Genomic DNA, 26,318 nt, shown 5'->3' with positions numbered 1-26,318 from the left:
ACTATATCGTTGGATATTACAGCGCACTAAGACCGCACGAATATAACGGTGGATTACCCCCAAACGAATCGGAAAATCGATACTGGAAAAACTCTAACTCGGTGGCCAGTTTTTGTTGACCACTTCACACCGAAAGGGGGATCAGGCCGAAAACTCTACTCGACTACGCCAGCAAAATCAGGGCAATCCGAAGAAAATTGCCGGACAAACCGCTCACTGACATATCAACGAAAGAAGTGGCAGCAATGCTAAACACCTACGTAGCAGAAGGTAAAGCAGCTTCCGCAAAATTAATCAGGTCAACCCTTGTTGACGTTTTTCGTGAAGCAATAGCCGAGGGGCATGTGGCAACGAATCCGGTAACAGCAACCCGTACAGCAAAGTCAGAAGTAAGGCGCTCAAGGCTGACAGCTAATGAGTATGTCGAGATTTACCATGCAGCCGAACCTCTCCCTATCTGGCTAAGGCTGGCGATGGATTTGGCCGTCGTTACAGGGCAGAGAGTCGGCGATTTGTGCAGAATGAAATGGTCAGACATAAACGACAACCATCTTCACATTAAACAGAGTAAAACAGGGGCTAAACTCGCCATTCCGCTAACGCTAACGATTGACGCGCTCAATATCTCATTGGCTGATACACTACAGAAATGCAGGGAGGCCAGCAGCAGTGAAACTATAATCGCATCAAAGCATCACGATCCGCTTTCCCCGAAAACAGTATCAAAGTATTTTACAAAGGCGAGAAATGCATCTGGCCTCTCATTTGATGGAAACCCGCCAACATTCCATGAACTGCGTAGCCTGTCAGCGAGGCTATACCGGAACCAGATTGGCGATAAGTTTGCTCAACGTCTTCTCGGGCATAAATCAGATTCAATGGCGGCGCGGTATAGGGACAGCCGTGGACGGGAATGGGACAAAATTGAAATCGACAAATGATTTTATTTTGACTAATAATGACCTACTTACATTAATTTACTGATAATTAAAGAGATTTTAAATATACAACTTATTCACCTAAAGTGCACCAACTGTGAATTTAACCCTGACCCGAAGACTCTGGATGGGCTTTGCCCTGATGGCGTTGCTAACCCTGACCAGTACTCTGGTGGGATGGTACAACCTGCGTTTTGTCAGCCAGGTAGAAAAAGCCAATACTCAGGCATTGATTCCTACCATGAATATGGCGCGTCAGTTGAGCGAAGCCAGCGCCTGGGAACTTTTCGCCGCGCAGAACCTGACCAGTGCCGATAACGAAAAGATGTGGCAGGCACAGGGGCGAATGCTCACCGCGCAAAGCCTGAAGATTAACGCGTTGTTGCAAGCGTTACGGGAACAAGGTTTCGACACCTCTGCGATTGAACAACAGGAGCAGGAGATCTCCCGTTCGTTACGTCAGCAAGGCGAACTGGTGGGGCAGCGTTTGCAACTGCGCCAGCAACAGCAACAACTCAGTCAGCAAATTGTCGCTGCCGCTGATGCGATCGCACGTATGGCGCAAGGTCAGGCGAATAACGCTGCGACCTCTGCCGGAGCCACTCAAGCCGGGATTTATGATTTGATCGAACGTCATCAACACCAGGCTGCCGAAAGTGCGCTCGATCGGCTGATTGATATCGATCTTGAGTACGTTAACCAAATGAATGAACTGCGTCTCAGCGCCCTGCGGGTGCAGCAAATGGTGATGACTCTGAGGCTGGAGCAGATCCAGAAAGATGCGCCAACGTTGGAAAATCAACTCAATAATGCAGTGAAAATTCTACAACGTCGGCAAATACGCATTGAAGATCCGGGTGTGTGCACACGGGTGGCACAATCCTTAGAAATCATTCATCGTTATAGCGATTTACTGGCGCTTTATCAGCAGGACAATGAAATCAGCAATCGTCTGCAAACTCTCGCCCAAAATAACATCGCCCAGTTCGCACAGTTTAGTAGCGAAGTCAGCCAACTGGTTGACACTATTGAGCAACGCAACCAAAGTGGACTCACTCATCTGGAAAAAGCCAGTGAACGAGGGCAATACAGCCTGCTACTCCTGGGCGTCGTTTCCCTTTGCTCTTTGATTCTGATCCTCTGGCGCGTGGTTTATCGTTCAGTCACGCGCCCACTTGCCGAACAAACGCAGGCACTGCAACGCCTGCTGGACGGCGATATCGACTCCCCTTTCCCGGAAACCGCTGGCGTGCGGGAGCTGGATACCATCGGGCGGCTGATGGATGCTTTTCGCAGTAGTGTTCATGCGCTTAATCGCCACCGCGAACAACTGGCAGCGCAGGTCAAAGCGCGCACTGCCGAATTGCAGGAACTGGTAGTAGAACACCGGCTGGCACGGGCAGAAGCAGAAAAAGCCAGTCAGGCAAAATCGGCGTTTCTGGCGGCAATGAGCCATGAGATCCGCACTCCGCTGTACGGCATTCTCGGCACCGCTCAACTGCTGGCGGATAACCCGGCGCTTAACGCCCAGCGTGATGATTTGCGGGCAATTACCGATTCTGGCGAATCATTGCTGACCATCCTTAACGATATTCTCGATTATTCGGCTATCGAAGCAGGTGGCAAGAATGTCTCGGTCAGCGATGAACCGTATGAACCACGCCCGCTGCTGGAAAGTACCCTGCAATTAATGAGCGGGCGGGTGAAAGGTCGTCCGATTCGACTGGCAACGGAAATTTCCGACGATGTACCGACCGCGTTAATGGGTGATCCGCGACGTATTCGCCAGGTTATTACCAATTTGTTGAGTAATGCCCTGCGTTTCACTGACGAGGGGCAGATTGTCCTGCGTAGCCGCACTGATGGCGAACAATGGCTGGTCGAAGTGGAAGACAGCGGCTGTGGTATTGATCCCGCGAAACTGGCTGATATCTTCCAGCCATTTGTTCAGGTGAGTGGTAAACGCGGCGGCAGTGGACTGGGGTTGACCATCAGTACCAGCCTGGCCCAGGCGATGGGCGGCGAACTGATCGCCACAAGCACGCCGGGGGTTGGAAGCTGTTTTTGCTTACGGTTACCGTTACGCGTTGCCACCGCGCCAGCACCTAAAATAGTCAATCAGGCGGTGCATCTGGATGGTTTACGCTTGCTGTTAATTGAAGATAACCCGCTAACGCAGCGTATTACCATCGAGATACTGAACACCAGTGGTGCTCAGGTCACTGCCGTTGGAAATGCCACGCAGGCTTTAGAGACGCTGCAAAATAGTGAATCGTTTGCTGCCGCGCTGGTGGATTTTGATCTGCCGGATATCGACGGCATTACACTTGCCAGGCAACTTTCGCTGCAATATCCGTCGCTGGTTTTGATTGGCTTTAGCGCCCATGTCATCGACGAAACGTTGCGCCAGCGTACCAGTTCGCTATTTCGCGGAATTATCCCTAAACCGGTGCCGCGTGAAGTGCTCGGTCAGTTACTGGCGCACTATCTCCACCAGCAAAAAAATAACGATCAGCCGCTGGATGTATCGCAACTCAATGAAGATGCACAGTTAATGGGAGCGGATAAGATCCACGAATGGCTGACATTATTTAAACAACATACCCTGCCGCTTCTTGATGAAATAGATACTGCTCGCGCCAGACACGACAGCGAGAAAATCAAACGCGCTGCGCACCAGCTAAAAAGTAGTTGCGCCAGTCTGGGAATGCGCAGTGCCAGCCAGTTGTGCGGGCAACTTGAGCGGGAACCATTAGCCGCTCTCCTGCCGCGCGAAGAAATTACACGCAGTATCGCGGCTCTGGAAGAGTGGTTGAATAAGAAAGACCTGAACGCGATTTGAATCAATATCAGCCAGATAAGAAGACTTAGAATAGTAGCATTTAGCATGCAACTTAATGGACTGGCAAAATCATGGCTGAGAAAAAAAGAATCCGCTGGCAGCGGCGGCCAGGCACAACGGGCGGTAAATTACCGTGGAATGACTGGCGCAATGCCACGACCTGGCGTAAAGCGACGCAATTATTACTGCTGGCAATCAATATTTATATTGCCATCACCTTCTGGTATTGGGTGCGCTATTACGAAACGGCAGGTAGTACGCCTTTTATCGCAAGGCCAGGTGGTATTGAAGGCTGGCTCCCTATTGCCGGTCTGATGAATCTGAAATACAGCCTTGAAACAGGCCAGTTACCTTCCGTGCACGCCGCCGCGATGCTGTTGCTGGTCGCTTTTATCATTATCAGCTTGCTGCTGAAAAAAGCCTTTTGCTCGTGGCTATGCCCGGTTGGTACGCTATCTGAGTTAATTGGCGATCTGGGGAAAAAACTGTTTGGTCGGCAATTTGCCCTTCCTCTCTGGCTGGATATTCCTCTGCGTGCGGTGAAATATCTGCTGTTGAGTTTTTTTCTCTATATCGCGTTATTCATGCCCGCTCAGGCGATTCACTATTTTATGCTATCGCCCTACAGCGTGGTGATGGATGTTAAAATGCTCGATTTCTTTCGTCATATGGGGACAGCGACGTTAATCAGCGTGATCGTTTTGCTGATTGCCAGCCTGTTTATTCGCCATGCCTGGTGTCGTTATCTCTGCCCGTATGGCGCGTTAATGGGACTGGTTTCGCTATTATCGCCGTTTAAGATTCGTCGCAATGCCGAAAGTTGTATCGACTGCGGCAAATGCGCAAATAATTGTCCGTCACGGATCCCTGTCGATAAATTAATCCAGGTTAGAACGGTGGAATGTACCGGCTGTATGACCTGCATCGAGTCATGCCCGGTCGCCTCAACATTAACTTTTTCGCTGCGAAACCCCGCGATAAATAAAAAAGCTTTTGCGTTATCTGGCTGGCTAATAACACTACTGATATTGGGAATTATGTTCGCGGTGATTGGTTACGCGATGTATGCAGGTGTATGGCAAAGCCCGGTGCCAGAGGAATTGTACCGACGCTTAATTCCACGGGCGGCAATGATTGGTCATTAACAGAGTGACAAGCGGAACATCACCTCGTGCTGGGGTGATGTCCACAAAATCACATTATTTGAATTTTGACGTCATAGCCTTCAAGCCCGGTCATTTTCTCCCGCGCGGTGAAGCGAATTTCAGAGACTTCTTTCCCTGTGCTCTTGTTTAACTCGGTGATTTTTTGCGCAATAAAGTCGGAGATTTCTGTTTCGGCTTGTTTTTTTAGCTCTTCAATATTCACTGTTAACCTCTTCTGGTCTTAAAAGGCAGCAACACGCCAGTAAGGTGTTGGTTCCCTGTTCAGGTAACAAAAGTTATAAGCTATCTGCCTGAAAGATTCAATAATCAGTAGGTTATCGCTCAATATGCATACAGGGATGAGTGCAAACAGAAGATATAAAAAAGGCTCCGCGAGGGAGCCTGATATTATTTTGTGAAATCCAGTGGCGCATGGTCTGTGCGTATTTGTAAAGCAACGTTATCAAAGGTGATCATCGTCGATTTACAGAAAATACACTTAGCTCCCAAAGGATTTCGCTCCGTCACATCGAATGCCGATGTGCGGTACTGTGAACCATGACAACATGGACAGCGGAAATGGAGATGTTGAGTAATAACGGCAACCTTAGAGCGCAACAACGTTCGCTGCCGAGGGACCACGTTGCCCCTGCTCAATAGAAAATTCGACTTTCTGATTTTCATTCAGAGTGCGGAATTCATTGCTCTGGATGGCGGTGAAATGAACGAAGACGTCCTTGCTGCCATCATCAGGAGTGATAAAGCCAAAACCTTTATCTGCGTTAAACCATTTTACTAAACCAGTCATTTTATTAGACATATTTTACTTCCTTCATTTTGGGCCTTTCGGCAAACAGGGCTTTAATACAGAAACTACTTAGTGTTCAGGAGAGAGACTCAAAAGAAGGGGATAATGCCTGATAATGAGAACTGCTTTAGTAAACTACTTTGTATGCTGTCTGTCTTTCAAACCGACGCAGCTATTAACGCATGATACACATAATTAAGCAAATTTATTTTAGCCGTCCGGCGGTCTTAAATATCGCTGGCTTTATTTTTTTAAAACCGTATAGTGCAGCGCAGTATTTTTAGTAAGGAATTTGTTTGTCCCGTAAAATGACAGGAATTGTCAAAACCTTTGATCGCAAAAGCGGCAAAGGATTCATCATCCCCTCCGACGGTCGTAAAGAAGTCCAGGTCCATATTTCCGCATTCAGCCCCCGCGACGCAGAAGTACTTATACCAGGGTTACGCGTAGAGTTTTGCCGCGTTAATGGCCTGCGTGGACCAACAGCGGCAAATGTTTATCTCTCTTAATATGGCTCTGAATTCTGATTTGTTTCTATTTATATAGCCAAACAATCAATAACTGCATTGTAACCTGAGTTATATTTCCTCCATGTAATTAATACAATAAACCGAACCTGTCCGCGGCTAATAGCTATAAACGCCATTTAATTCGCGATTATAATACTGCGCGTAACTATATCATCAGCAATAATTAGTGGCTTTCTTAACAATTTTCTTATCTTTAATTTGTATTTTTCTGAGATTTATCTTATGCTCGCAAGTCGTATTTCCAGAGGGGAATCGTTAACAACCTTATATTTCCCTTTGCGCGCCTTTCCCACTCGCGGTTTATTGTGCCGGCTGTATGTGGAAAGGGAGGTTCCACAAGGATGTTATACTCAAAGTTGACAATCCTGATCTCAAGCGTACGTATTGTTCATGCGATGAATAAAGGAAAAGTTATGAAACACAAGCTTTCTGCAATCTTTATGGCCTTCATGTTGACGACGCCAGCTGCGTTTGCTGCACCTGGAGCAGAAAACGCAGCCGAGGCGAGCACGACAACGACTGGTACTACTGGCACAACGGCGACCACTACCGGCGCAACAACAACTGCCGCAACCACTGGCGGCGTGGCTGCTGGCGCTATCGGCACAGCAACTGCTGTAGGTGTGGCAACGGCTGTTGGTGTAGCGACCCTGGCAGTAGTAGCAGCAAACGACAATGGCGACGGCGGTTCTCACAATACTTCGACCACGACGTCTACTACGCGTTAATTCTGCCTGAAATCGTCGAAACTTAAGTTAAATAATGCCCGGTTGCGATATTCCCACCGGGTTTTAGAGATTTGCATTTTTTAAATTAACCTTTCAAGGATTAAAGGTGCGCCCTCTTATTTTATCGATATTCGCACTATTTCTGGTGGGATGTACTCACAGCCAGCAAAGTATGGTCGATACATTTCGTGCCAGCATTCTCGATAATCAGGATATCATCGTAGCGGATCAACACATCCAGGCGTTGCCTTATTCCACCATGTATTTACGCCTGAATAATGGGCAACGAATATTTGTGGTGCTGGGATATATAGAACAAGAAAAAAGCAAATGGTTATCCCAGGATAACGCCATGTTGGTTACCCACAATGGACGTCTTTTAAAAACCGTCAAACTTAATAATAATCTGCTGGAAGTGACAAATTCCTGGCAGGATCCTCTGCGTAACGCGCTGGCATTAAAAGATGGCAGTCGCTGGACACGAGAAATTCTCTGGAGTGAAGACAACCATTTTCGCTCTGCGACCGTCAGCTCTACTTTTTCCTTTGTTGGACTGGAGACGCTGAATATTGCGGGTCGCGATGTGTTATGCAATGTCTGGCAGGAAGACGTAACGTCTACGCAACCGGAAAAGCAATGGCAGAACACATTCTGGGTCGATTCGGCTACTGGCCAGGTTCGTCAAAGTCGGCAAATGTTAGGCGCAGGGGTAATTCCCGTGGAAATGACGTTTCTTAAACCCGCACCATGAATAAATTACAGTCGTATTTCATTGCCAGCGTACTTTACGTGATGACGCCCCATGCCTTTGCGCAAGGAACGGTGACTATTTATCTACCTGGCGAACAACAGACACTTTCCGTTGGCCCCGTGGAGAATGTTGTCCAGTTGGTGACACAACCGCAGTTGCGCGATCGCCTCTGGTGGCCTGGAGCTCTATTGACCGACTCCGCAGCAAAAAACAAAGCGATTAAAGACTATCAACATGTCATGGCACAACTGACTTCCTGGGAAGCAGAAGCTGATGATGATGTGGCGACCACGATTAAATTCGTGCGCCAGCAGTTGCTCAATCTCAATATCACTGGCCGCTTACCGGTCAAACTGGACCCTGATTTTGTGCGAGTCGATGAGAACAGCAATCCCCCACTGGTCGGTGACTATACGCTCTATACCGTACAGCGTCCGGTGACTATCACTCTGCTGGGCGCTGTTTCCGGGGCTGGGCAACTGCCCTGGCAGACGGGCCATAGTGTTACCGATTATCTACAAGATCATACCCGTCTGGCAGGCGCAGACAAGAATAACGTTATCGTTATTATGCCTGAGGGTGAGACTGTCGTCGCCCCTGTCGCTCTGTGGAATAAAAGGCATGTGGAACCACCGCCAGGCAGCCAGCTTTGGTTGGGTTTTTCCGCACATGTTCTGCCCAAAAAGTATGCTGATTTAAATGACCAGATTGTGTCTGTTTTAACGCAACGTGTTCCTGACTGATGAAGAAGAACTCTTATCTTTTAAGCTGCCTGGCTATTGCTGTCTCCAGTGCCTGTCATGCAGAAGTGTTTACCTACCCGGATCCGCTGGGTTCATCGCAATCAGACTTTGGCGGCACAGGATTGTTGCAGATGCCTAATGCACGCATCGCGCCGGAAGGTGAATTTAGCGTCAACTACCGGGATAACGACCAATACCGTTTCTACTCCACGTCCATAGCGCTGTTCCCGTGGCTGGAAGGAACTATTCGTTATACGGATGTGCGCACGCGCAAATATAGCCAGTGGGAAGATTTCAGCGGCGATCAGTCATACAAAGATAAATCTTTCGATTTTAAACTTCGTCTGTGGGAAGAAGGTTACTGGCTACCGCAAGTGGCGTTTGGTAAACGTGATATTGCGGGTACGGGTCTGTTTGACGGTGAGTATCTGGTGGCCAGCAAGCAAGCGGGGCCGTTTGATCTCACTCTCGGGATGGCTTGGGGTTATGCCGGGAATGCGGGCAATATTACCAACCCGTTTTGCCGGGTGAGCGATAAATATTGTCATCGTGCTGAATCCCACGATGCAGGCGATATCAGCTTTAGCGACATCTTTCGTGGCCCGGCCTCCATTTTTGGCGGTATTGAGTATCAAACGCCGTGGAATCCCCTGCGTCTGAAACTCGAATACGACGGCAATAATTACCAGAATGATTTTGCTGGCAAACTGCCGCAAGCAAGTCATTTCAACGTTGGCGCAGTTTATCGCGCTGCCAACTGGGCAGATCTTAACCTGAGTTATGAGCGTGGTAACACGTTGATGTTTGGCTTCACTTTACGGACCAATTTCAACGAATTGCGCCCTGCCCTGCGCGATACACCAAAACCGGCCTGGCAGCCTGCGCCAGAGTCTGAAGGGTTGCAGTACACCACGGTAGCGAACCAACTTACTGCGCTGAAGTACAACGCAGGCTTTGACGCGCCAGAAATTCAACTGCGTGATAAGACGCTTTATATGTCTGGTCAGCAATATAAATATCGTGACTCACGCGAAGCAGTTGATCGCGCCAACCGGATTCTGGTAAATAACCTGCCGCAAGGTGTCGAGAAGATTAGTGTGACGCAAAAGCGTGAGCATATGGCGATGGTAACTACCGAAACCGACGTAGCCAGCCTGCGTAAACAACTGGCGGGCACTGCGCCGGGTAAACCAGAGCAACTGCAACAACAGCGCGTTGAGGCTGAAGATCTTTCTGCCTTTGGTCGGGGCTACCGTATTCGTGAAGATCGGTTTAGCTACTCTTTCAACCCAACACTTTCGCAGTCGCTGGGCGGTCCGGAAGATTTCTATATGTTTCAGTTGGGGCTGATGTCCAGCGCCCGTTACTGGTTTACCGATCACCTGCTGTTTGATGGCGGTATTTTCACCAATATTTACAACAACTACAACAAGTTTAAGTCTTCGCTGTTACCTGCAGACTCTACCCTGCCCCGCGTGCGCACACATATTCGTGATTACGTTCGCAATGACGTCTATCTCAACAACTTGCAGGCTAACTACTTTGCCGACTTAGGCAACGGTTTCTATGGCCAGGTGTATGGCGGTTATCTGGAAACGATGTATGCCGGTGTGGGTTCCGAGCTGCTTTATCGTCCGCTTGATGCCAGTTGGGCGCTGGGTGTGGACGTTAACTACGTGAAGCAGCGTGACTGGGACAACATGATGCGCTTCACCGATTATTCCACGCCAACAGGTTTCGTGACGGCTTACTGGAACCCGCCGACGCTCAACGGAGTGCTGATGAAACTCAGCGTTGGGCAATACCTGGCAAAAGACAAAGGGGCAACTATCGACGTCGCCAAACGCTTTGATAGCGGCGTGGCGGTAGGGATCTGGGCAGCTATCAGTAACGTGTCGAAAGATGACTACGGCGAAGGCGGCTTTAGCAAAGGTTTTTATATCTCGATTCCGTTCGACTTGATGACCATTGGACCTAACCGCAACCGCGCGGTGGTTTCGTGGACACCATTGACGCGTGACGGTGGGCAAATGCTGTCACGCAAATACCAGCTCTATCCAATGACGGCAGAGCGAGAAGTACCGGTTGGACAATAACCTGGCGCGATTCATAACGTTACATTGACTGATAAATATAACCCAATGAAAAATAACATTTTTAAGTTTTCGGTACTGACATTGGCTGTTCTGTCTTTGACAGCATGTACCCTTGTTCCTGGTCAGAATTTATCGACCAGTAATAAGGATGTCATCGAGTTACCTGACAATCAGTATGACCTGGACAAAATGGTCAATATCTATCCTGTCACACCTGGGTTGATTGAGCAGCTACGCGCAAAGCCGATTATGTCGCAGGCTAACCCGGAGCTGGAGCAACAAATCGCAAACTATGAATATCGCATCGGCATTGGCGATGTGCTGATGGTTACGGTCTGGGATCACCCGGAACTGACCACTCCCGCGGGGCAATACCGTAGCGCCAGTGATACGGGTAACTGGGTTAACGCCGATGGCGCGATTTTCTATCCCTATATTGGTCGCCTGAAAGTGGCTGGAAAAACCCTCACCCAGGTACGCGATGAAATTACCGCGCGCCTGGATGCAGTTATTGAAAGCCCGCAGGTCGATGTCAGCGTCGCAGCGTTCCGTTCGCAAAAAGCATACGTTACCGGCGAAGTGAGTAAATCTGGCCAGCAACCGATTACCAATATCCCACTAACCATTATGGATGCGATTAACGCCGCGGGCGGTCTGACCGCAGATGCTGACTGGCGCAACGTGGTACTCACCCAGAATGGCGTGAAGACCAAAGTGAACCTCTATGCGCTGATGCAGCGTGGCGACTTGCGTCAGAACAAACTGCTGCACCCGGGCGATATTTTATTCATTCCGCGCAACGATGACCTGAAAGTCTTCGTGATGGGCGAAGTGGGTAAACAGAGCACGCTGAAAATGGACCGCAGCGGTATGACGCTGGCGGAAGCCTTAGGCAACGCCGAAGGTATGAATCAGGATGTCGCCGATGCGACGGGGATTTTTGTTATTCGTGCAACGCAGAACAAGCAGAATGGCAAAATCGCCAATATTTATCAGCTGAATGCGAAGGACGCATCAGCAATGATACTCGGAACGGAATTCCAGCTTGAACCTTACGACATTGTTTATGTCACTACTGCACCGCTGGCTCGTTGGAACCGTGTGATTTCTCTGCTGGTACCGACGATTTCCGGGGTGCATGACCTGACAGAGACTTCACGGTGGATTCAAACATGGCCCAACTAAAATTTAACTCTATCCTGGTGGTTTGTACTGGCAACATTTGCCGTTCGCCCATTGGCGAGCGCTTGCTGCGTAAACGTCTGCCAGGAGTAAAAGTCAAATCAGCAGGTGTTCATGGTCTGGTAAAACACCCTGCAGATGCAACAGCGGCAGATGTTGCTGCTAATCATGGCGTGTCGCTTGAAGGTCACGCCGCCCGTCAGCTCACCGCTGATATGGCACGAAATTACGATCTGATTCTGGCAATGGAATCAGAACATATTGCTCAGGTTACCGCGATAGCTCCCGAAGTCCGTGGGAAGACGATGTTATTTGGGCAATGGCTGGAGCAAAAAGAGATCCCCGATCCTTATCGCAAAAGCCAGAACGCATTTGAACATGTTTACGGCATGTTGGAGCGCGCCAGTCATGAATGGGCGAAGCGTCTCAGCCGGTAATTTGAGTTTATAAAATACGATGACAACTAAAAATATGAATACGTCGCCAGGTAGCACTCAGGAAAATGAGATCGATCTGCTTCGTCTGGTCGGCGAGTTATGGGATCACCGTAAGTTTATTATCAGTGTGACCGTGTTGTTCACGCTGGTAGCTGTCGCCTACTCACTATTAAGCACGCCGATTTATCAGGCGGATACGCTGATTCAGGTTGAGCAGAAACAAGGCAACGCCATTCTCAGCGGCCTGAGCGATATGATCCCTAACTCATCGCCGGAGTCAGCGCCGGAGATCCAACTGCTGCAATCGCGCATGATTCTTGGCAAAACCATTGCTGAACTGAATCTGCGTAATATTGTTGAGCAGAAGTATTTTCCGATTGTTGGTCGCGGCTGGGCGAGATTAACCAAAGAAAACCCCGGTGAACTGGCGATTAGCTGGATGCATATTCCGCAACTGAATGGTCAGGATCAGCAACTGACGCTGACTGTTGGGGAAAACGGCCACTATACGCTGGAAGGTGAAGGGTTTACCGTCAACGGTATGGTCGGTCAGCGTCTGGAAAAAAATGGCGTTGCGTTGACTATCGCGGACATTAAGGCCGAACCTGGAACGCAGTTTATCCTGAGCCAGCGTACCGAACTGGAAGCGATTAACGCGTTGCAGGAAACCTTTACCGTTAGCGAACGCAGTAAAGAAAGCGGGATGCTGGAGCTCACCATGACCGGCGACGATCCCCAGTTGATTACCCGTATTCTGAACAGCATTGCAAACAACTATTTGCAACAGAATATCGCTCGCCAGGCGGCGCAGGATTCACAAAGCCTTGAATTCTTACAGCGCCAACTGCCTGAAGTGCGCAGCGAGCTGGACCAGGCGGAAGAAAAACTCAACGTCTATCGCCAGCAACGCGATTCGGTTGACCTTAACCTGGAAGCCAAAGCCGTTCTTGAGCAGATTGTTAACGTTGATAATCAACTCAATGAGCTGACCTTCCGCGAGGCAGAGATCTCCCAACTGTATAAGAAAGATCACCCGACCTATCGTGCGTTGCTGGAAAAACGCCAGACGCTGGAGCAAGAACGTAAACGCCTGAATAAGCGGGTATCGGCAATGCCTTCCACCCAGCAGGAAGTATTGCGTTTAAGCCGTGACGTAGAAGCGGGCCGTGCAGTATATCTGCAATTGCTTAACCGCCAGCAAGAGTTGAATATTTCGAAATCCAGTGCGATTGGTAACGTGCGGATTATCGACCCGGCAGTCACTCAGCCGCAGCCAGTGAAACCGAAAAAAGCGTTAAATGTGGTGCTTGGGTTTATTCTCGGCCTGTTTATTTCGGTGGGTGCCGTGCTGGCGCGCGCGATGTTGCGTCGTGGTGTAGAAGCGCCGGAACAGCTAGAAGAACACGGAATCAGCGTTTATGCCACTATCCCGATGTCAGAATGGCTTGATAAGCGTACCCGTTTGCGCAAGAAAAGTTTATTTTCTAATCAGCAGCGCCACCGTACTAAAAATATCCCCTTCCTGGCAGTGGATAACCCGGCGGATTCTGCTGTAGAAGCGGTTCGTGCACTACGTACCAGCCTGCACTTCGCTATGATGGAGACTGAGAATAACATTCTTATGATCACCGGTGCGACGCCAGACAGTGGTAAAACATTTGTCAGCTCTACCCTGGCGGCGGTGATCGCCCAGTCCGATCAAAAAGTGTTATTCATTGATGCCGACTTACGCCGTGGTTATTCGCATAACCTGTTTACCGTGGGTAACGAACATGGCTTGTCAGAATATCTGGCAGGTAAGGATGAGATCGGCAACGTGATTCAGCATTTTGGTAAAGGTGGATTTGACGTGATTACCCGTGGTCAAGTGCCACCTAATCCATCAGAACTGCTAATGCGTGATCGGATGCGTCAATTACTGGAATGGGCGAACAACCATTACGATCTGGTGATTGTCGATACGCCGCCGATGCTTGCAGTGAGTGATGCCGCGGTAGTGGGACGCTATGTCGGCACCAGCCTGCTAGTCGCCCGTTTTAGTTTGAACACTGCCAAAGAGGTGAGCTTGTCAATGCAACGTCTGGAACAGGCGGGCGTCAATATTAAAGGCGCTATCCTCAACGGTGTGGTTAAACGCGCAAGTACCGCTTACAGTTATGGCTATAACTATTACGGTTATAGTTACTCAGAGAAAGAGTAAAACTGAGGGCATTCAGATAACTGAATGCCCTTTTTTATGCACTATAAACTGCAGGCCGGAATACGCGCTTCATTCACGATTTGCGTAAAATCCGCCAGTGAACACATGCCCTGCGCGTTTCTTTCTTCACACTCGGCCAACGTCAACTTCACTTCCCCTGGCGGCGTATCAAGCGACAGACGGGCTTTATCACGCATCTGCTGCAAGGTCTGGAATACCAGCGAAACCTGAATCCACTGACTGTTATCACTTAGCCGCCGCCAGCGTTCAAATACCAGTTCACCTCCCGGCGGGGTGTTATCCGGTTGGCCCGGCAGCGTCCAGTTAAGTCCCAGTGCCCCACCTAAATTCGCCAGGTTAGTATCATGCCCGGCAATAAACAGCAGCGAAGTCGGTAGCGTAACACCATAGCTCTGCCTTTGCGGATTATGTGGCGTCAGCGCCGTCAGGAGCAAATCCAACAGGGGCGTGGCACGGCTACGGGCCACTTCTGGGGTACGTTGCAGCAGATAAAACTGCGCATTATGCAGACTCAGCAAGGTGTTCCACTGGTGTGAATCAGTAATTCGTCCCCAACCAGGCTCCGGCATTCCCTGTGCCTGCTGCAGGAGAAATATCTCCGTCAGCATTGATGCCAGACTCACCGCACCGGTTAATGAAACGTTATCGGTACTTACTTTCAGTTCAGACGGCAATACTTGCGTCAATGAACAACTTTCGTCTTGTTTCTCTCGTTTGAGGCACAGACTTGATTGCGGGAAATTAAGCACCCGCTCCAGTTCGTGAAATGCCGTTTGCCGATGATCAGTAAAGTTAGTGATCGAGCCGCCTGCCCTGTTAAGAATAGCTTCTGTCACGTTCGCTTTATCCAGTTGGCAGACACCGGTTTTCAGCGGGTTAAATAGCGGATCGGGACTGGCGGTGTCTGACCGGGTATGTACGGTTATTGCACAATTGGGAGCCAGCCCAGCGGCAAAGGCTTCGCCTGTTTTACGGGTGCGTTCGTCGACATCAGCAATAATCGCCACCTGACCTGGTTTCGGACAGCCATTTTTTGCCAGCAAACCGCCAGCCACCAGACGCTGGCGTTGGTAATGTCCGAGATAAGAGATCAGCTCACCGCCTCGTGGTGTCAGCCAACCCAGTTTCACCGGCCAACCTGGCCATGTGTCTGGAGTAATTTCCTGCATGAGTTGCGTAGATTTAGTGGGGGCACGCACGCCATGACGGCTGACAATCACCACACTCTCCAATTTCAGTTCCGGCTCACTCTGAGCGTATGCAGGTAGTGGTGTTAACGGAAGCAGAAGAGAAAAAAAGGGGAGCAATATCGCTTTCATCGCCAGGTTTCCGTTTTTCATGTTTCGCATTATTGCCGGATACGACGCTGACGCTTCTTCTCCGGCCTATGTTCGTTGTGCGTCAAATCAACCTTTTAGACGCGGTTCCAGCCACACCAACACCACGGTGGAGAGTGAACACATCAACAAAATGCCGACGAACCACAATAAATACCACATTGTTCATCCCTCCTTAGTACAGCTCATGATCGTGATGGCGGAGAGTTTCAGTTGTCATACGCCCCCACATTTTGTAGTAGCTCCACACAGTGTAGAGCAACACAATAGGCAAAAATATCAGCACAATTACTAACATAATGCTCAACGTCAGTTGACTGGAGGTGCTATCCCACAGCGTCAGGCTGGAGATCGGGCTGATGTTCGAAGGCATAACAAATGGAAACAGCGTGATGCCTGCCGTGAAAATCACGCCAAATTGCATCAATGACGCCAGCAGAAATCCCCAACCGGGGCGACCACGATAAATCGCCATCACCGTCAGCAACGGGCAGAAGAAACCCAGCAGCGGGAAGATCCACAATGCCGGCGATTCAACAAAATTATTCATCCAGGCACCAGGCAATACCGCAACCAGTTTCATTAACGGATTGGATGGACCGTTAACATCCTGAGCGAGCAATACGAAGCCATCAATACCAACCCACAGCCAGTACCCCGCCAGCAAAAAGCAGAGCATCACCAGCAGAGCCGCGCGTTTGGTCGCCAGTTGCGAACGCAGGTGAATAGCACCGACTGTTTTTAGTTGCAGCCAGACGCCCCCCTGCAAAATCACCATTCCAAGACTGAGCAAACCGCACAGTAGTGGGAATGGCGTCAGTAATTGCCAGAAGCTACCGAGGTACTCCACGCGTAATTGCGGCGTGAAAGCAAACGGCACGCCGAGTAACAAATTGCCAAACGCGATACCGAAGACGACCGGCGGTATCAGACTACCGATGACCAGCCCGGCATCCCACATTTTACGCCAGCGTGCATCCGCGATTTTTCCGCGATAATCAAAGGCCAGCGGGCGGAAGAACAGCGAGCACAGCACCAGGATCATCGCCACATAAAATCCAGAAAACGCAGCGGCGTAAACTCTGGGCCAGGCGGCAAATAATGCCCCTCCCGCGAGGATTAACCAGACCTGGTTGCCTTCCCAGTGTGCGCCAACACTGTTAATCACTATCCGGCGTTCATCATCATCACGCGCCACCAGCGGCAGCAGGCAACCGATCCCCATGTCAAATCCGTCGGAGATCATAAAGACCACCAGAATCACGCCAATCAGTAGCCACCAGATGAAGCGCAATGTTTCATAATCAAACATGATTCTCTCCTTTACCCCTGCTGCTGCGTCGGTTGTTCACTCTGCATCGCGCTTGGCCCCAGACGGGCATATTTCTGCATCAGGTAGACTTCAGCGATTAAGAACAGGGTGTAAAGCCCTACTATCATGATCAGTGAAAAAGCCAGTTGTCCTGTGGTTAAGGCAGAGTGCGCGGAGTATGTTGGCAAAATGTCCTGAATCGCCCACGGCTGACGGCCAAACTCGGTCATAAACCACCCTGCTTCAATGGCAATCCACGGCAGCGGCAAACTCCAGAGCACCATTTTCAGCACCCAACGATGCTGGTCGATTTTGCCGCGCAGCGTCTGAACGAGCGCAATCAGCATTACCAGTAACAACAGCGAACCGCAGCCCACCATGATGCGGAAACTCCAGAACACCGGCGCAACTTGTGGAATAGCACCGCGCATAGCCGCCTGATACTGCGCAGGTGTGACATGATTCATATCCGGCGCATAGCGGGAGAGCAACATGCCATAACCGAGATCGTTTTCCAGCTCATGAAATGCTTGCAGTACATGCGGCTCGCGGTTGCCTTGCGAAATCTCCTGCATCAGCAGCCAGGCCATACGCCCGCGTTGCAATCGTGGATAAGTTTCAGCCATCAAATTTTTCAACCCTGGTACAGGCTTATCTAATGAGTGAGTGGCGAGGATCCCTAACAGCGCAGGGATTTTGATGGCAAAAGCGTTACGCTCTTGATCCTGTTCCGGCCAGGCAATGAGATGGAACGGCGCAGGTGCCGGTTCGGTTTGCCACTCCCCTTCCATTGCCGCCAGTTTTACCGGCTGAACGCGTGCGACTTCATAAGCAGAACTGTCTCCAAGTTGCAGCGCGCCGATTATCGCCAGTGTGCCAAAGACCGAACCGATAGCAAACGAACGTAAAGCGACATCACGCTCCCGTCCGCGCAGTAAGTACCAAGCGCTGATCGCCATAATGAACATCGCCCCGGTCACATAACCAGCCATCACCGTATGGACAAATTTCACCTGGCTGACGGGGTTAAAGACCAGATCGCTGAAACTGGTCATCTCCATACGCAAGGTGTCGATATCGAAATGCGCGCCGGTCGGAAACTGCATCCACCCATTGGCATTCAAAATCCACAATGCGGAGATATTGGAACCAAATGCCACCAGCCAGGTGACCAGCAGGTGCTGGTATTTATTCAGCCGTTGCCAGCCAAAGAAGAACAGACCGACAAAGGTGGATTCGAGGAAGAAGGCCATTAATGCTTCCATCGCCAACGGTGCGCCAAAAATGTCGCCCACATAGTTGGAATAGAATGACCAGTTAGTACCAAACTGAAACTCCATGGTGAGACCAGTAACCACGCCGAGAGCGAAGTTGATACCGAAGAGCTTACCCCAGAAGCGCGTAATATCGCGGTAGACTGTTTTGCCGGTGACCACGTAAATGGTTTCCATGATAGCCAGCAAAAAAATCAGCCCCAGGGTAAGGGGCACGAACAAAAAGTGGTATAGCGCGGTCAGTGCAAACTGCCAGCGCGACAAATCAATAACATCCCACATGCGAACTCCTGTAGGCGAAGAGAGGGAAATAACCCTTTAATAGTAGATCTCCCTTTTTATCCTTACAGTTTGTAGGTGGTTGTATTCGCTGATTGCGATATTCATAGGACTGAAAGCGATATTTGCCGCCATTTTCACTGTTGCGCACTTTCTATAAGCCACTGACACACCTCGCCCAACCGCTGCGCGGAGTCCGCCAAATCTTCCGGCGCTGCCAGCACAACTTCCGGTATCGGGCAGATTTCATAACTCTCAAGTAATGGGCCTTTTAACGTATCCATACAGCGTAAATGCCAGACATGTCGCAAACCGGTGGCGTTGATATAGCTCTCGCCATAGCCAATAGTGCGAATCTGGATATTACCCGACCCGCACAGCCGCGAGAGAAATAACCTGTCAGCCTCGCTGACAGGCAACTGCGTCAGGTTAATACTATGTGGCTGCGCCTCAGGATTACGCACATGCGCCAGCAATTCATGAGCCAGCGGCAGTCCGTTCATCAGACCATCAATGGGCGGTGGTAGCAGCGAATCTGTCGGCAGCGTATTATGCGTTGCCGCCTGCCATAACGGCAGCGGCGCGCAGCCTGTCTCCAGCCGGTCTTCCAGCAACAGCTCACCGCTACGCCTGCGTACTCGCCACAATCCGCAGAAGATCGCCTCCTGAATTTCACTTTCACTGCCGTCAATATGTTGGATGCGCACTGACACTTCCCCTTCTCCGAGAAGCGTATTGATAAAGTGGCGATCATCAGCATTGAGATTTAACAGATCGACGGCCAGCACCTCGCCTAATGGCGGTACGCGTTGCGTTAGTTGATGCTGTAGATCGTTTAACAGCGTAATCACCCGTGGACTATGAGCACACTGCTCCAGTGCCGCCATGCTCGGTTCATCATTCACCTGACAGGTAATTGGCAGCGGATTCATGCTGAAACTGTCATCATCAGGTTGCGTTCCTGGCCCCAGCAGATGGAAAAAAGTCTCACTCATGAATCACATTCCTGTTTTGATTCGACAAGGCCGCGCATCAGGTTTATCAGCTCTGCCCACGGGTGAATGCCATTCAATACGCCGCGATAATGACCATCAGTAAACACTAATGTGGCTGGAAAACGAAAAACACTAAATCTGTCTCCGATGGCTTCACTTTGCTCAAGATCGGCAATTGCCACTTGCCATGCATAATCTGGAAACTCACGCAGTAGCTCTGCGACCATCACCGGATTATCACTGACTTCAGGAGTACGTTTCGGATCGCTGCTTAACAGCACCACACTATCCGGCGCTTGCATAAGCCACTGATAGAGACGAGGCTCAGTGATCGGCGTCCAGCCACGCGCCAGCATACGTTGCCACAACGCACTAAAAGGTGAGTCGTTAATCATCCCTGCTCCTCCAGCGTCATCCGATACTGACGCAAGCGAACACCTTCGTAATTTTCCATCGACAGACAGTCATAATTGAGACAACGCGATTCCTCCGCCCGTTGTGGCACAACTCCCCACGCCGACAGTTGCACCAGCGCCGCCTGTTCCGCTGCAGGCAGTTGCTCCCGCGCAAGCTCGCTAAGGCTACCGCCGTAGTCGTCGAGCATTGCCGGTTGTAACCCGACGAGGGCAATATGTGTTGGCAGATGTCCGCGGATATCTGCCAGCGCTAATACTTCGGAGAAACTGTTCTGGTGCAGGCTCATTTTCTTCGCACTGAGATATGCCGGAATGCGCTCTCCGGCATATGTTCGTAGTGTTCCAGGTTCCAGCCCGTAATCAATAGCATCGAGAATCAACAGATGGCTGGCGTTTTCAACATACCCCAGCAGGTTCAGCCCCTGAGTACCACCATCGACAATCTCCACGTTTTCGGGCCAGTGATAATGGGCATACAGCCGTTCCGCCACCCGCACACCGAAACCTTCATCGGCCCACAGCAGGTTGCCCAACCCCATTACCACTACACGTTGCTCGCTCATGAACGCTCCTTGTCGCTGCTCATTTTTCCAAATTTGTGGCTACGGTAGCCGTTCACCATCGTGGAGATCACCGTGTCGTCGGACATGATGTCTTCACGCAGCGCCATATAAACATGACCAATCACAAATGCGCCAATCAACCACATGCCCAGCCGATGCCAGCTATGAATGTCCAGCGAGTTGCCGCCCGTCCAGTAGAAAAATTCCACTACATAACGAAACGGCGCAAAAATGGCGTACTGGCTGTGTTCGCTATACAGCGCAAAACCGGTGACGATCATAAAAACAGACATCAGGAAATAGCCGAACATCGCAGCCTGCGCGATGGGGTTATGGCCAATGTCAGCGCTCGGGCGTTTTGCCAGAAACAGATACCAGCGGATTTCGTACCACACGCCCAGCCACCAGCTTTTGCGCCATACCGGCACGATGAAAAGCTCGCGTGAGTAGCGATTGCCGACAAACGCCCAGTAGATCCGCATCAGCAAGACGACGGTAAAAATCATCCCGGCGCTGAAGTGTATTAGCCTGATGTAGCCCATATAGAACAGATACGTCGCCTCACCACTGACTGAAGGCAGCGGCTTGCCGATAAAGTAGCCGGTGACCATCAATACCGCCATGCACAGCACCGTCAGCCAGTGCCATATCCGCACGGGCGCTTCAAAGACATAGTGGCTGATAACGTTGTCGCTTTTCTCTTGCATGATGATTCTCCTTCGCTGTTAGCGCACCTGCACGGAGATCAGTTCGCTACCGTCGTCGCCCAGCACATGCGTTGAACAGGCGAGGCACGGGTCGAAGCTGTGCAGGGTACGCAGGATCTCCAGCGGTTGCTCGGGGATCGCCATTTTGGTGTTCATCAGTGCGGCTTCATAAGCACCAATTTGCCCTTTGGGATCGCGCGGGCTGGCGTTCCAGGTGGTCGGCACCACACACTGGTAGAGATCGATTTTGCCATCGCGAATAGCAGCCCAGTGACCTAAAGCCCCACGCGGTGCTTCAGTAAAGCCGACGCCACGGCACACTTTCGGCCAGGTCGCAGGCTCCCATTTTTCGGTGGAGGCGGTGGCAAGATTGCCGTTTTTCAGGTTGGTCATTAACTTGTTGAAAAAGTACTGTAACTTACTTGCAGCCCACTGAGCTTCATGGGCGCGGCACAGAATGCGGCCTAACGTCGACTGGATGCCAGAAAGCGGCAGGTTCAGCGCCGACATCATCCGATCAACCGACTCAACGGTCGCAGCATCGCCTTTGTGGTAAGCGATTAACGTGCGAGCCAGCGGCCCTACTTCCATCGCGTGACCGCGCCAGCGTGGCGCTTTGATCCACGAGTAGCGCTCCTGTTCATTCAGTTGCTGAATGTTTGTATCGCTGCCTTTAACGTCGCCGGGGTTGTACCACGGGTCGGTGATACCATCGAACGGATGACGCCCGACCTGATCGTCGGGATAACGATACCAGGCGTGATCGACAAATTCCTGCACCTGCTGCGGATCAACTAAATCCACTGGCAGTACGTTTTTGAAATCGCCATTGATCACCGCACCGCCAGGCATCAGCAGACTTTTCTCGCCAAAGTCGTTAGCGATATCCGGGAACGCACCGTAGCTGAGGACGCATTTATCAGAAAGGCCAGTGCCGATTTCACTCCACGGTTTGTTGAACTGGCCGATGGCTAAGGCGTCGGGGATCATCACGTTATTAATGAAGTCCGCCGTGCGGGTAATGATCGACTGCACCAGGTTCAGGCGCTCCATATTAACCGCCCCGACCGCACCGCTTTCGTCGATATTTATGGCACAAGGCATCCCGCCGACAATCCAGTTGGGATGCGGGTTTTTACCGCCAAAGACCGCGTGGATTTTGACGATCTCACGCTGGAAATCGAGAGCTTCGAGATAGTGAGCAAAGCCCATCAGGTTGGCTTCTGGTGGCAGTTTGTACTGCGGGTGCCCCCAGTAGCCGTTGCGGAAGATCCCTAACTGCCCGCCTTCGACAAATTTCTTCAGTCGATTTTGCACATCAAAGAAGTAACCAGGGGAAGACTTCGGCCACGAGGAGAGGCTTTGCGCCAGTTCGGAAGTTTTACGCGGGTCGGCTTGCAGCGCGTTAAGTACGTCGATCCAGTCCATTCCGGCGAGCTGATAAAAGTGCACCAGATGGTCGTGGCACCAGAGCGTCGCCAGCATAATGTTGCGAATGATATTGGCGTTATCCGGCACTTTGATGCCAATAGCATCTTCAATGGCGTAAACCGAAGCCAGGGCGTGTACGCCGGTGCAGACGCCGCAGATACGTTCAACAAACGCCCACGCATCACGCGGATCACGGCCTTGCAAAATGATCTCCAGCCCGCGAAACATCGTGCCGCAGGAGACAGCATTGGTGATCACATTCTGATCGTTAATATTCACTTCACAGCGCATATGACCTTCGATGCGCGTGATCGGGTCGACCACCAGGCGACGTCCGGCATTATTGATGGTGTATCCCTGAGTTTCGTACTGAGTGCTCATGCCTGTTTATCCTCATTGCCTGGCTGTTGTTCGGTCTCTGCTGGTTGCTGGTTATGACGTCTGCGCTGGTCAATCGCGCTGGCGACTGCATGTACGCCAACAGCCGCAGCCACGACGCCAAGCGCGGTTAAGCCCACGGTATCGGCGGTAGAGTGCGTTCCCATCTGCGGAATATCGACCACGCGGCTGTAGAATGAGCCGCGATCCCAGAAACCATTTTCAGAACAGCCCAGGCAACCGTGACCGGACTGGATCGGGAAGGAGACGCCATCATTCCAACGGGTTGAGGAGCAGGCGTTATAGGTGGTTGGCCCTTTACACCCCATTTTGTACAGGCAGTAACCTTTGCGAGCGGCGTCATCGTCCCAACTCTGGACAAACTCACCAGCGTCAAAGTGGGCGCGGCGATAGCATTTATCGTGGATACGTTGACCGTAGAACATCAGTGGACGCCCCATTCTGTCGACATCTGGCAGGCGATCAAACGTCACCATATAAGTAATGATGGCGCTCATCACATCCGGGATCGGCGGGCAACCAGGGACTTTAATGATTGGTTTGTCGGTAATGACTTTATCGATAGGCGTTGCCTGCGTCGGATTGGGGCGAGCGGCTTGTACGCAGCCCCAGGACGCGCAGGTTCCCCAGGCAATAATTGCGCTGGCCCCCGCAGCGGCACGTTTGAGTTTCTCAATAAACGGCCGACCGCTGCTGATACAAAACATCCCCTGCTCGCCCAGCGGCGGGTTACCTTCTACTGCAAGGATATATTTGCCGTTGTATTGCGTGATGATATCTTCAAAGACTTCCTCCGCCTGAGTACCAGCGGCAGCCATTAAGGTATCGTCGTAGTCGAGAGAAATAAGGGAAAGAATGACATCCTTCGCCAGCGGATGAGCAGAACGGATAAAAGATTCGGTGCAGCAGGTACATTCCAGACCGTGGATCCACACTACCGGAATGCGCGGTTTATTCTCCAGCGCCCAGGCAATCTTCGGTGCCATCCCCGCGCCTAATCCCAGCGAGGTGGCAGCCAGACTGCAATATTTAAGAAAACTCCGCCGGGTAACCCCCTGACGTCGCATAGCCTGGTAAAAGGTTTCCTCATTATTCATATCGCACGTCTCTTCTCCTTGCGACACCGACTGAAGTGCCGGGCGCTTTTGGTCGGCAAGCGACGTCCCTGTAGCAAGGTAAACTATCGCTTCACGAGAGAGACAGAAAACGAAAGCTCATCCTTCTGCACTGGCGCACGTCGCCAGAAAGTATTGTTAATAAAGCGTAGTGAACGTTTTGCACAAAACAATACAAAGTGTGTGGATTTATCTTTTAGCGATAAAAATGGATCTTATTTTCCTAAAAGCCTGACGCAGGAAGATTACGAGTGGTTTTTATGGCGACGAAACACCCAAATCGCTGTTATTTCACGCAAACAACACCATTTTGGCTGTTTTTCAGGCAAACAAACAAATTGGGGGTTTACACGACGCATCGGGATGTTTATAGTTCGCGTCATTCCGGAAGTGTGGCCGAGCGGTTGAAGGCACCGGTCTTGAAAACCGGCGACCCGAAAGGGTTCCAGAGTTCGAATCTCTGCGCTTCCGCCAAATAAGATAAGGGGTTAGCTAAATGCTAACCCCTTTTTCTTTTACCTGTCAAAATCACCATGCCGTTATACCATTCCCAATGGTTAAACTCGTCTTTGCTAAATCTGTTCCAGATCAAATGCGTAAAGATGGGTAAAACCTCTGGGTAGCTTTCGGCAATATCATTATGCTGCTTTATTAATTACACCTGTCATAGAGAGTGACTCCATGGATCGTATAGTTAGTTCTTCACATGACCGTACATCACTACTTAGCACCCATAAGGTGCTGCGTAATACCTATTTTCTGCTGAGCCTGACGCTGGCCTTTTCGGCAATTACCGCGACGGCCAGTACGGTTCTGATGCTGCCATCTCCGGGCCTGATTCTGACGTTGGTAGGGATGTATGGTCTGATGTTCCTGACCTATAAAACTGCCAACAAACCAACCGGGATTATCTCCGCGTTCGCCTTTACCGGTTTTCTCGGTTATATCCTCGGCCCGATTCTGAACACTTACCTGTCTGCCGGAATGGGCGACGTAATCGCTATGGCGCTGGGCGGCACAGCATTAGTGTTCTTCTGCTGCTCTGCGTATGTGCTTACCACCCGCAAAGACATGTCTTTCCTCGGCGGTATGCTGATGGCCGGTATTGTGGTGGTGTTGATTGGAATGGTAGCGAATATCTTCCTGCAACTGCCTGCCCTGCATCTGGCAATCAGTGCGGTATTCATTCTGATCTCCTCTGGCGCGATTCTGTTTGAAACCAGCAACATCATTCATGGCGGTGAAACGAACTACATTCGTGCCACGGTGAGTCTGTATGTGTCGCTGTACAACATCTTCGTGAGCCTGTTGAGCATTCTTGGCTTCGCCAGCCGCGATTAATCTCGCCCGATACCACTTACAGAGCCTCGCTTTATGCGGGGCTTTGTTTTTTGCTACACTGCAGCCTGTCTGACTAAGGTAGTAAATGAATATGTTGATCTTCGAAGGTAAAGAGATAGAGACCGATACCGAAGGCTATCTCAAAGAGAGTAGCCTGTGGAGCGAACCTCTGGCAGCCGTGATTGCCGAAAAGGAAGGGATTACGCTGTCGCCTGAACACTGGGAAGTAGTGCGCTTTGTGCGTGACTTCTACCTGGAATTTAATACGTCTCCGGCGATTCGTATGCTGGTAAAAGCGATGGCGAATAAGTTTGGCGAAGAAAAAGGTAACAGCCGCTATCTGTACCGACTGTTCCCGAAAGGCCCGGCAAAGCAAGCCACCAAAATTGCCGGCCTGCCGAAACCCGTGAAATGCATTTAACGGATACGAAAATCCGTTAATTCGCCAGAAGGATGATGCGGTTCGCTAAGCACCCGTTCCACGCGGGCTGAACGCGGACCGCCGCTCTTTAACCACTGCATTAATTTTTCCACCTGCCCTTCATCACCACAGGCAACCACTTCCACGCTGCCATCATCAAGATTTTTTGCGTAGCCGGTTAACCCTAGCCTTTTCGCTTCGTACTGAGTGGTATAACGAAACCCTACCCCCTGAACTCGCCCGTAAACCCAGGCAATTATGCATACTTTCGACATCACCGCTCTCCTTATCCTTAATGGACGCGTTG

General features: G+C 50.7%; 26 protein-coding genes, 1 tRNA gene and 2 pseudogenes. 14 read left to right on the top strand and 15 right to left on the bottom strand.

Annotated features, from left to right (window positions below; all coding sequences use genetic code 11):
- Positions 1-134 precede the first annotated feature (134 nt).
- The 3 genes and pseudogenes from C7B16_RS13155 to C7B16_RS13145 form a co-directional block, all read left to right on the top strand.
- Positions 135-941, top strand: a pseudogene (locus C7B16_RS13155) (tyrosine-type recombinase/integrase); the annotation flags it as partial.
- Between the two features lie 94 nt (positions 942-1,035).
- Positions 1,036-3,780, top strand: a complete 2,745-nt coding sequence (torS, locus tag C7B16_RS13150; protein ID WP_107179794.1) for a TMAO reductase system sensor histidine kinase/response regulator TorS — start codon at positions 1,036-1,038, stop codon at positions 3,778-3,780.
- 71 nt (positions 3,781-3,851) lie between these two features.
- A complete protein-coding gene (locus C7B16_RS13145; protein ID WP_016248569.1) occupies positions 3,852-4,925 on the top strand; it encodes a 4Fe-4S binding protein in 1,074 nt (357 codons plus the stop codon).
- Between the two features lie 49 nt (positions 4,926-4,974).
- On the opposite strand, the gene C7B16_RS13140 is transcribed toward C7B16_RS13145, so the two are convergent.
- The 4 genes and pseudogenes from C7B16_RS13140 to cspG all read right to left on the bottom strand — a co-directional run bounded on the left by C7B16_RS13140 (position 4,975) and on the right by cspG (position 5,745).
- Positions 4,975-5,148: a GnsA/GnsB family addiction module toxin gene (locus tag C7B16_RS13140; RefSeq protein WP_001019201.1), complete on the bottom strand. Its 174-nt coding sequence runs from the start codon at positions 5,146-5,148 to the stop codon at positions 4,975-4,977.
- A pseudogene (locus C7B16_RS25015) lies at positions 5,138-5,359 on the bottom strand (cold-shock protein). The gene C7B16_RS13140 and the pseudogene C7B16_RS25015 overlap by 11 nt, the downstream one beginning before the upstream one ends.
- Positions 5,334-5,522 carry a cold-shock protein gene (locus tag C7B16_RS13125; protein ID WP_071524879.1) on the bottom strand — a complete coding sequence of 63 codons (189 nt, stop codon included), beginning with the start codon at positions 5,520-5,522 and terminating at the stop codon, positions 5,334-5,336. Before C7B16_RS13125 ends, C7B16_RS25015 begins: the two are co-directional and overlap by 26 nt.
- 10 nt (positions 5,523-5,532) lie before the next feature.
- Positions 5,533-5,745: a cold shock protein CspG gene (cspG, locus tag C7B16_RS13120; RefSeq protein WP_000066492.1), complete on the bottom strand. Its 213-nt coding sequence runs from the start codon at positions 5,743-5,745 to the stop codon at positions 5,533-5,535.
- Between the two features lie 284 nt (positions 5,746-6,029).
- Between cspG and cspH the strand changes: the two genes are divergently transcribed.
- The 8 genes from cspH (at position 6,030) to etk (ending at position 14,400) form a co-directional block, all read left to right on the top strand.
- The gene (cspH, locus tag C7B16_RS13115; RefSeq protein WP_000087760.1) at positions 6,030-6,242 is read left to right on the top strand and encodes a cold shock-like protein CspH; all 213 of its coding nucleotides are present in this window, start codon (positions 6,030-6,032) and stop codon (positions 6,240-6,242) included.
- Between the two features lie 434 nt (positions 6,243-6,676).
- Complete coding sequence (locus tag C7B16_RS13110; RefSeq protein WP_038355270.1) at positions 6,677-6,991, top strand: hypothetical protein; 315 nt, start codon at positions 6,677-6,679, stop codon at positions 6,989-6,991.
- Positions 6,992-7,097: 106 nt separating this feature from the next.
- Complete coding sequence (gfcB, locus tag C7B16_RS13105; RefSeq protein ID WP_105267714.1) at positions 7,098-7,742, top strand: lipoprotein GfcB; 645 nt, start codon at positions 7,098-7,100, stop codon at positions 7,740-7,742.
- The gene (locus C7B16_RS13100) at positions 7,739-8,485 is read left to right on the top strand and encodes a capsule biosynthesis GfcC family protein (RefSeq protein WP_107179793.1); all 747 of its coding nucleotides are present in this window, start codon (positions 7,739-7,741) and stop codon (positions 8,483-8,485) included. Before gfcB ends, C7B16_RS13100 begins: the two co-directional genes overlap by 4 nt.
- Positions 8,485-10,581 (top strand): YjbH domain-containing protein, encoded by a 2,097-nt coding sequence (locus tag C7B16_RS13095; protein ID WP_107179792.1) that lies wholly within the window; start codon positions 8,485-8,487, stop codon positions 10,579-10,581. The genes C7B16_RS13100 and C7B16_RS13095 overlap by 1 nt, the downstream gene beginning before the upstream one ends.
- A gap of 45 nt (positions 10,582-10,626) precedes the next feature.
- Positions 10,627-11,766, top strand: a complete 1,140-nt coding sequence (locus C7B16_RS13090; protein ID WP_038355274.1) for a polysaccharide export protein — start codon at positions 10,627-10,629, stop codon at positions 11,764-11,766.
- The gene (gene etp / locus C7B16_RS13085) at positions 11,754-12,200 is read left to right on the top strand and encodes a protein-tyrosine-phosphatase Etp (protein ID WP_038355275.1); all 447 of its coding nucleotides are present in this window, start codon (positions 11,754-11,756) and stop codon (positions 12,198-12,200) included. The genes C7B16_RS13090 and etp overlap by 13 nt, the downstream gene beginning before the upstream one ends.
- A gap of 19 nt (positions 12,201-12,219) precedes the next feature.
- Entirely contained in the window at positions 12,220-14,400 is a 2,181-nt protein-coding gene (etk, locus tag C7B16_RS13080; RefSeq protein ID WP_107179791.1) for a tyrosine-protein kinase, read from the top strand.
- A gap of 41 nt (positions 14,401-14,441) precedes the next feature.
- Here etk and C7B16_RS13075 read toward each other — a convergent pair whose 3' ends face one another.
- The 10 genes from C7B16_RS13075 to hyaA form a co-directional block, all read right to left on the bottom strand.
- Positions 14,442-15,740 carry an AppA family phytase/histidine-type acid phosphatase gene (locus tag C7B16_RS13075; RefSeq protein WP_107179796.1) on the bottom strand — a complete coding sequence of 433 codons (1,299 nt, stop codon included), beginning with the start codon at positions 15,738-15,740 and terminating at the stop codon, positions 14,442-14,444.
- 87 nt (positions 15,741-15,827) lie between these two features.
- Positions 15,828-15,920 carry a cytochrome bd-II oxidase subunit CbdX gene (cbdX, locus tag C7B16_RS13070; protein WP_000270307.1) on the bottom strand — a complete coding sequence of 31 codons (93 nt, stop codon included), beginning with the start codon at positions 15,918-15,920 and terminating at the stop codon, positions 15,828-15,830.
- 13 nt (positions 15,921-15,933) lie between these two features.
- Positions 15,934-17,070 carry a cytochrome d ubiquinol oxidase subunit II gene (gene appB, locus C7B16_RS13065; protein WP_107179790.1) on the bottom strand — a complete coding sequence of 379 codons (1,137 nt, stop codon included), beginning with the start codon at positions 17,068-17,070 and terminating at the stop codon, positions 15,934-15,936.
- Positions 17,071-17,081: 11 nt separating this feature from the next.
- On the bottom strand, positions 17,082-18,626 hold the full coding sequence (gene appC / locus C7B16_RS13060; RefSeq protein ID WP_107179789.1) for a cytochrome bd-II oxidase subunit 1: 1,545 nt from the start codon (positions 18,624-18,626) through the stop codon (positions 17,082-17,084).
- Positions 18,627-18,760: 134 nt separating this feature from the next.
- Positions 18,761-19,618, bottom strand: a complete 858-nt coding sequence (locus C7B16_RS13055; RefSeq protein WP_107179788.1) for a hydrogenase expression/formation protein — start codon at positions 19,616-19,618, stop codon at positions 18,761-18,763.
- Positions 19,615-20,013 carry a hydrogenase-1 operon protein HyaE gene (gene hyaE, locus C7B16_RS13050; protein WP_107179787.1) on the bottom strand — a complete coding sequence of 133 codons (399 nt, stop codon included), beginning with the start codon at positions 20,011-20,013 and terminating at the stop codon, positions 19,615-19,617. The genes C7B16_RS13055 and hyaE overlap by 4 nt, the downstream gene beginning before the upstream one ends.
- Entirely contained in the window at positions 20,010-20,597 is a 588-nt protein-coding gene (gene hyaD / locus C7B16_RS13045) for a hydrogenase 1 maturation protease (RefSeq protein WP_000003648.1), read from the bottom strand. Before hyaD ends, hyaE begins: the two co-directional genes overlap by 4 nt.
- Entirely contained in the window at positions 20,594-21,304 is a 711-nt protein-coding gene (gene hyaC, locus C7B16_RS13040; protein WP_001156752.1) for a Ni/Fe-hydrogenase b-type cytochrome subunit, read from the bottom strand. The genes hyaD and hyaC overlap by 4 nt, the downstream gene beginning before the upstream one ends.
- Positions 21,305-21,322: 18 nt before the next feature.
- Positions 21,323-23,116, bottom strand: coding sequence for a Ni/Fe-hydrogenase large subunit (gene hyaB / locus C7B16_RS13035; protein WP_001516140.1), 1,794 nt, complete (start codon positions 23,114-23,116; stop codon positions 21,323-21,325).
- The gene (hyaA, locus tag C7B16_RS13030) at positions 23,113-24,231 is read right to left on the bottom strand and encodes a hydrogenase 1 small subunit (protein ID WP_001516139.1); all 1,119 of its coding nucleotides are present in this window, start codon (positions 24,229-24,231) and stop codon (positions 23,113-23,115) included. Before hyaA ends, hyaB begins: the two co-directional genes overlap by 4 nt.
- Before the next feature lie 404 nt (positions 24,232-24,635).
- Between hyaA and C7B16_RS13020 the strand changes: the two genes are divergently transcribed.
- From C7B16_RS13020 to tusE, 3 genes are all read left to right on the top strand, one after another.
- Positions 24,636-24,723: transfer RNA gene (locus C7B16_RS13020), tRNA-Ser, on the top strand.
- Positions 24,724-24,930: 207 nt separating this feature from the next.
- Complete coding sequence (yccA, locus tag C7B16_RS13015; protein ID WP_000375136.1) at positions 24,931-25,590, top strand: FtsH protease modulator YccA; 660 nt, start codon at positions 24,931-24,933, stop codon at positions 25,588-25,590.
- Between the two features lie 91 nt (positions 25,591-25,681).
- Positions 25,682-26,011 carry a sulfurtransferase TusE gene (gene tusE, locus C7B16_RS13010; protein ID WP_010376933.1) on the top strand — a complete coding sequence of 110 codons (330 nt, stop codon included), beginning with the start codon at positions 25,682-25,684 and terminating at the stop codon, positions 26,009-26,011.
- On the opposite strand, the gene yccX is transcribed toward tusE, so the two are convergent.
- Complete coding sequence (gene yccX, locus C7B16_RS13005; RefSeq protein ID WP_016248563.1) at positions 26,008-26,286, bottom strand: acylphosphatase; 279 nt, start codon at positions 26,284-26,286, stop codon at positions 26,008-26,010. The genes tusE and yccX overlap by 4 nt on opposite strands.
- Positions 26,287-26,318: the final 32 nt, after the last annotated feature.

Source organism: Escherichia sp. 20412-1, from assembly GCF_003027595.1.
Lineage (GTDB): Bacteria > Pseudomonadota > Gammaproteobacteria > Enterobacterales > Enterobacteriaceae > Escherichia > Escherichia marmotae.
This window is presented reverse-complemented; position numbering and strand designations above follow the sequence as displayed.

What these genes read in the sequence shown, in the direction of transcription:
- etk (WP_107179791.1), top strand. Translation starts at nt 12,220, where the DNA reads ATGACAACTAAAAATATGAATACGTCGCCAGGTAGCACTCAGGAAAAT.
- etp (WP_038355275.1), top strand. Translation starts at nt 11,754, where the DNA reads ATGGCCCAACTAAAATTTAACTCTATCCTGGTGGTTTGTACTGGCAAC.
- tusE (WP_010376933.1), top strand. Translation starts at nt 25,682, where the DNA reads ATGTTGATCTTCGAAGGTAAAGAGATAGAGACCGATACCGAAGGCTAT.
- hyaB (WP_001516140.1), bottom strand. Translation starts at nt 23,116, where the DNA reads ATGAGCACTCAGTACGAAACTCAGGGATACACCATCAATAATGCCGGA.
- C7B16_RS13075 (WP_107179796.1), bottom strand. Translation starts at nt 15,740, where the DNA reads ATGAAAGCGATATTGCTCCCCTTTTTTTCTCTTCTGCTTCCGTTAACA.
- hyaD (WP_000003648.1), bottom strand. Translation starts at nt 20,597, where the DNA reads ATGAGCGAGCAACGTGTAGTGGTAATGGGGTTGGGCAACCTGCTGTGG.
- C7B16_RS13145 (WP_016248569.1), top strand. Translation starts at nt 3,852, where the DNA reads ATGGCTGAGAAAAAAAGAATCCGCTGGCAGCGGCGGCCAGGCACAACG.
- hyaA (WP_001516139.1), bottom strand. Translation starts at nt 24,231, where the DNA reads ATGAATAATGAGGAAACCTTTTACCAGGCTATGCGACGTCAGGGGGTT.
- C7B16_RS13055 (WP_107179788.1), bottom strand. Translation starts at nt 19,618, where the DNA reads ATGAGTGAGACTTTTTTCCATCTGCTGGGGCCAGGAACGCAACCTGAT.
- appB (WP_107179790.1), bottom strand. Translation starts at nt 17,070, where the DNA reads ATGTTTGATTATGAAACATTGCGCTTCATCTGGTGGCTACTGATTGGC.
- appC (WP_107179789.1), bottom strand. Translation starts at nt 18,626, where the DNA reads ATGTGGGATGTTATTGATTTGTCGCGCTGGCAGTTTGCACTGACCGCG.
- yccA (WP_000375136.1), top strand. Translation starts at nt 24,931, where the DNA reads ATGGATCGTATAGTTAGTTCTTCACATGACCGTACATCACTACTTAGC.
- C7B16_RS13095 (WP_107179792.1), top strand. Translation starts at nt 8,485, where the DNA reads ATGAAGAAGAACTCTTATCTTTTAAGCTGCCTGGCTATTGCTGTCTCC.
- cspG (WP_000066492.1), bottom strand. Translation starts at nt 5,745, where the DNA reads ATGTCTAATAAAATGACTGGTTTAGTAAAATGGTTTAACGCAGATAAA.
- cbdX (WP_000270307.1), bottom strand. Translation starts at nt 15,920, where the DNA reads ATGTGGTATTTATTGTGGTTCGTCGGCATTTTGTTGATGTGTTCACTC.
- hyaC (WP_001156752.1), bottom strand. Translation starts at nt 21,304, where the DNA reads ATGCAAGAGAAAAGCGACAACGTTATCAGCCACTATGTCTTTGAAGCG.
- yccX (WP_016248563.1), bottom strand. Translation starts at nt 26,286, where the DNA reads ATGTCGAAAGTATGCATAATTGCCTGGGTTTACGGGCGAGTTCAGGGG.
- C7B16_RS13090 (WP_038355274.1), top strand. Translation starts at nt 10,627, where the DNA reads ATGAAAAATAACATTTTTAAGTTTTCGGTACTGACATTGGCTGTTCTG.
- C7B16_RS13110 (WP_038355270.1), top strand. Translation starts at nt 6,677, where the DNA reads ATGAAACACAAGCTTTCTGCAATCTTTATGGCCTTCATGTTGACGACG.
- hyaE (WP_107179787.1), bottom strand. Translation starts at nt 20,013, where the DNA reads ATGATTAACGACTCACCTTTTAGTGCGTTGTGGCAACGTATGCTGGCG.
- C7B16_RS13100 (WP_107179793.1), top strand. Translation starts at nt 7,739, where the DNA reads ATGAATAAATTACAGTCGTATTTCATTGCCAGCGTACTTTACGTGATG.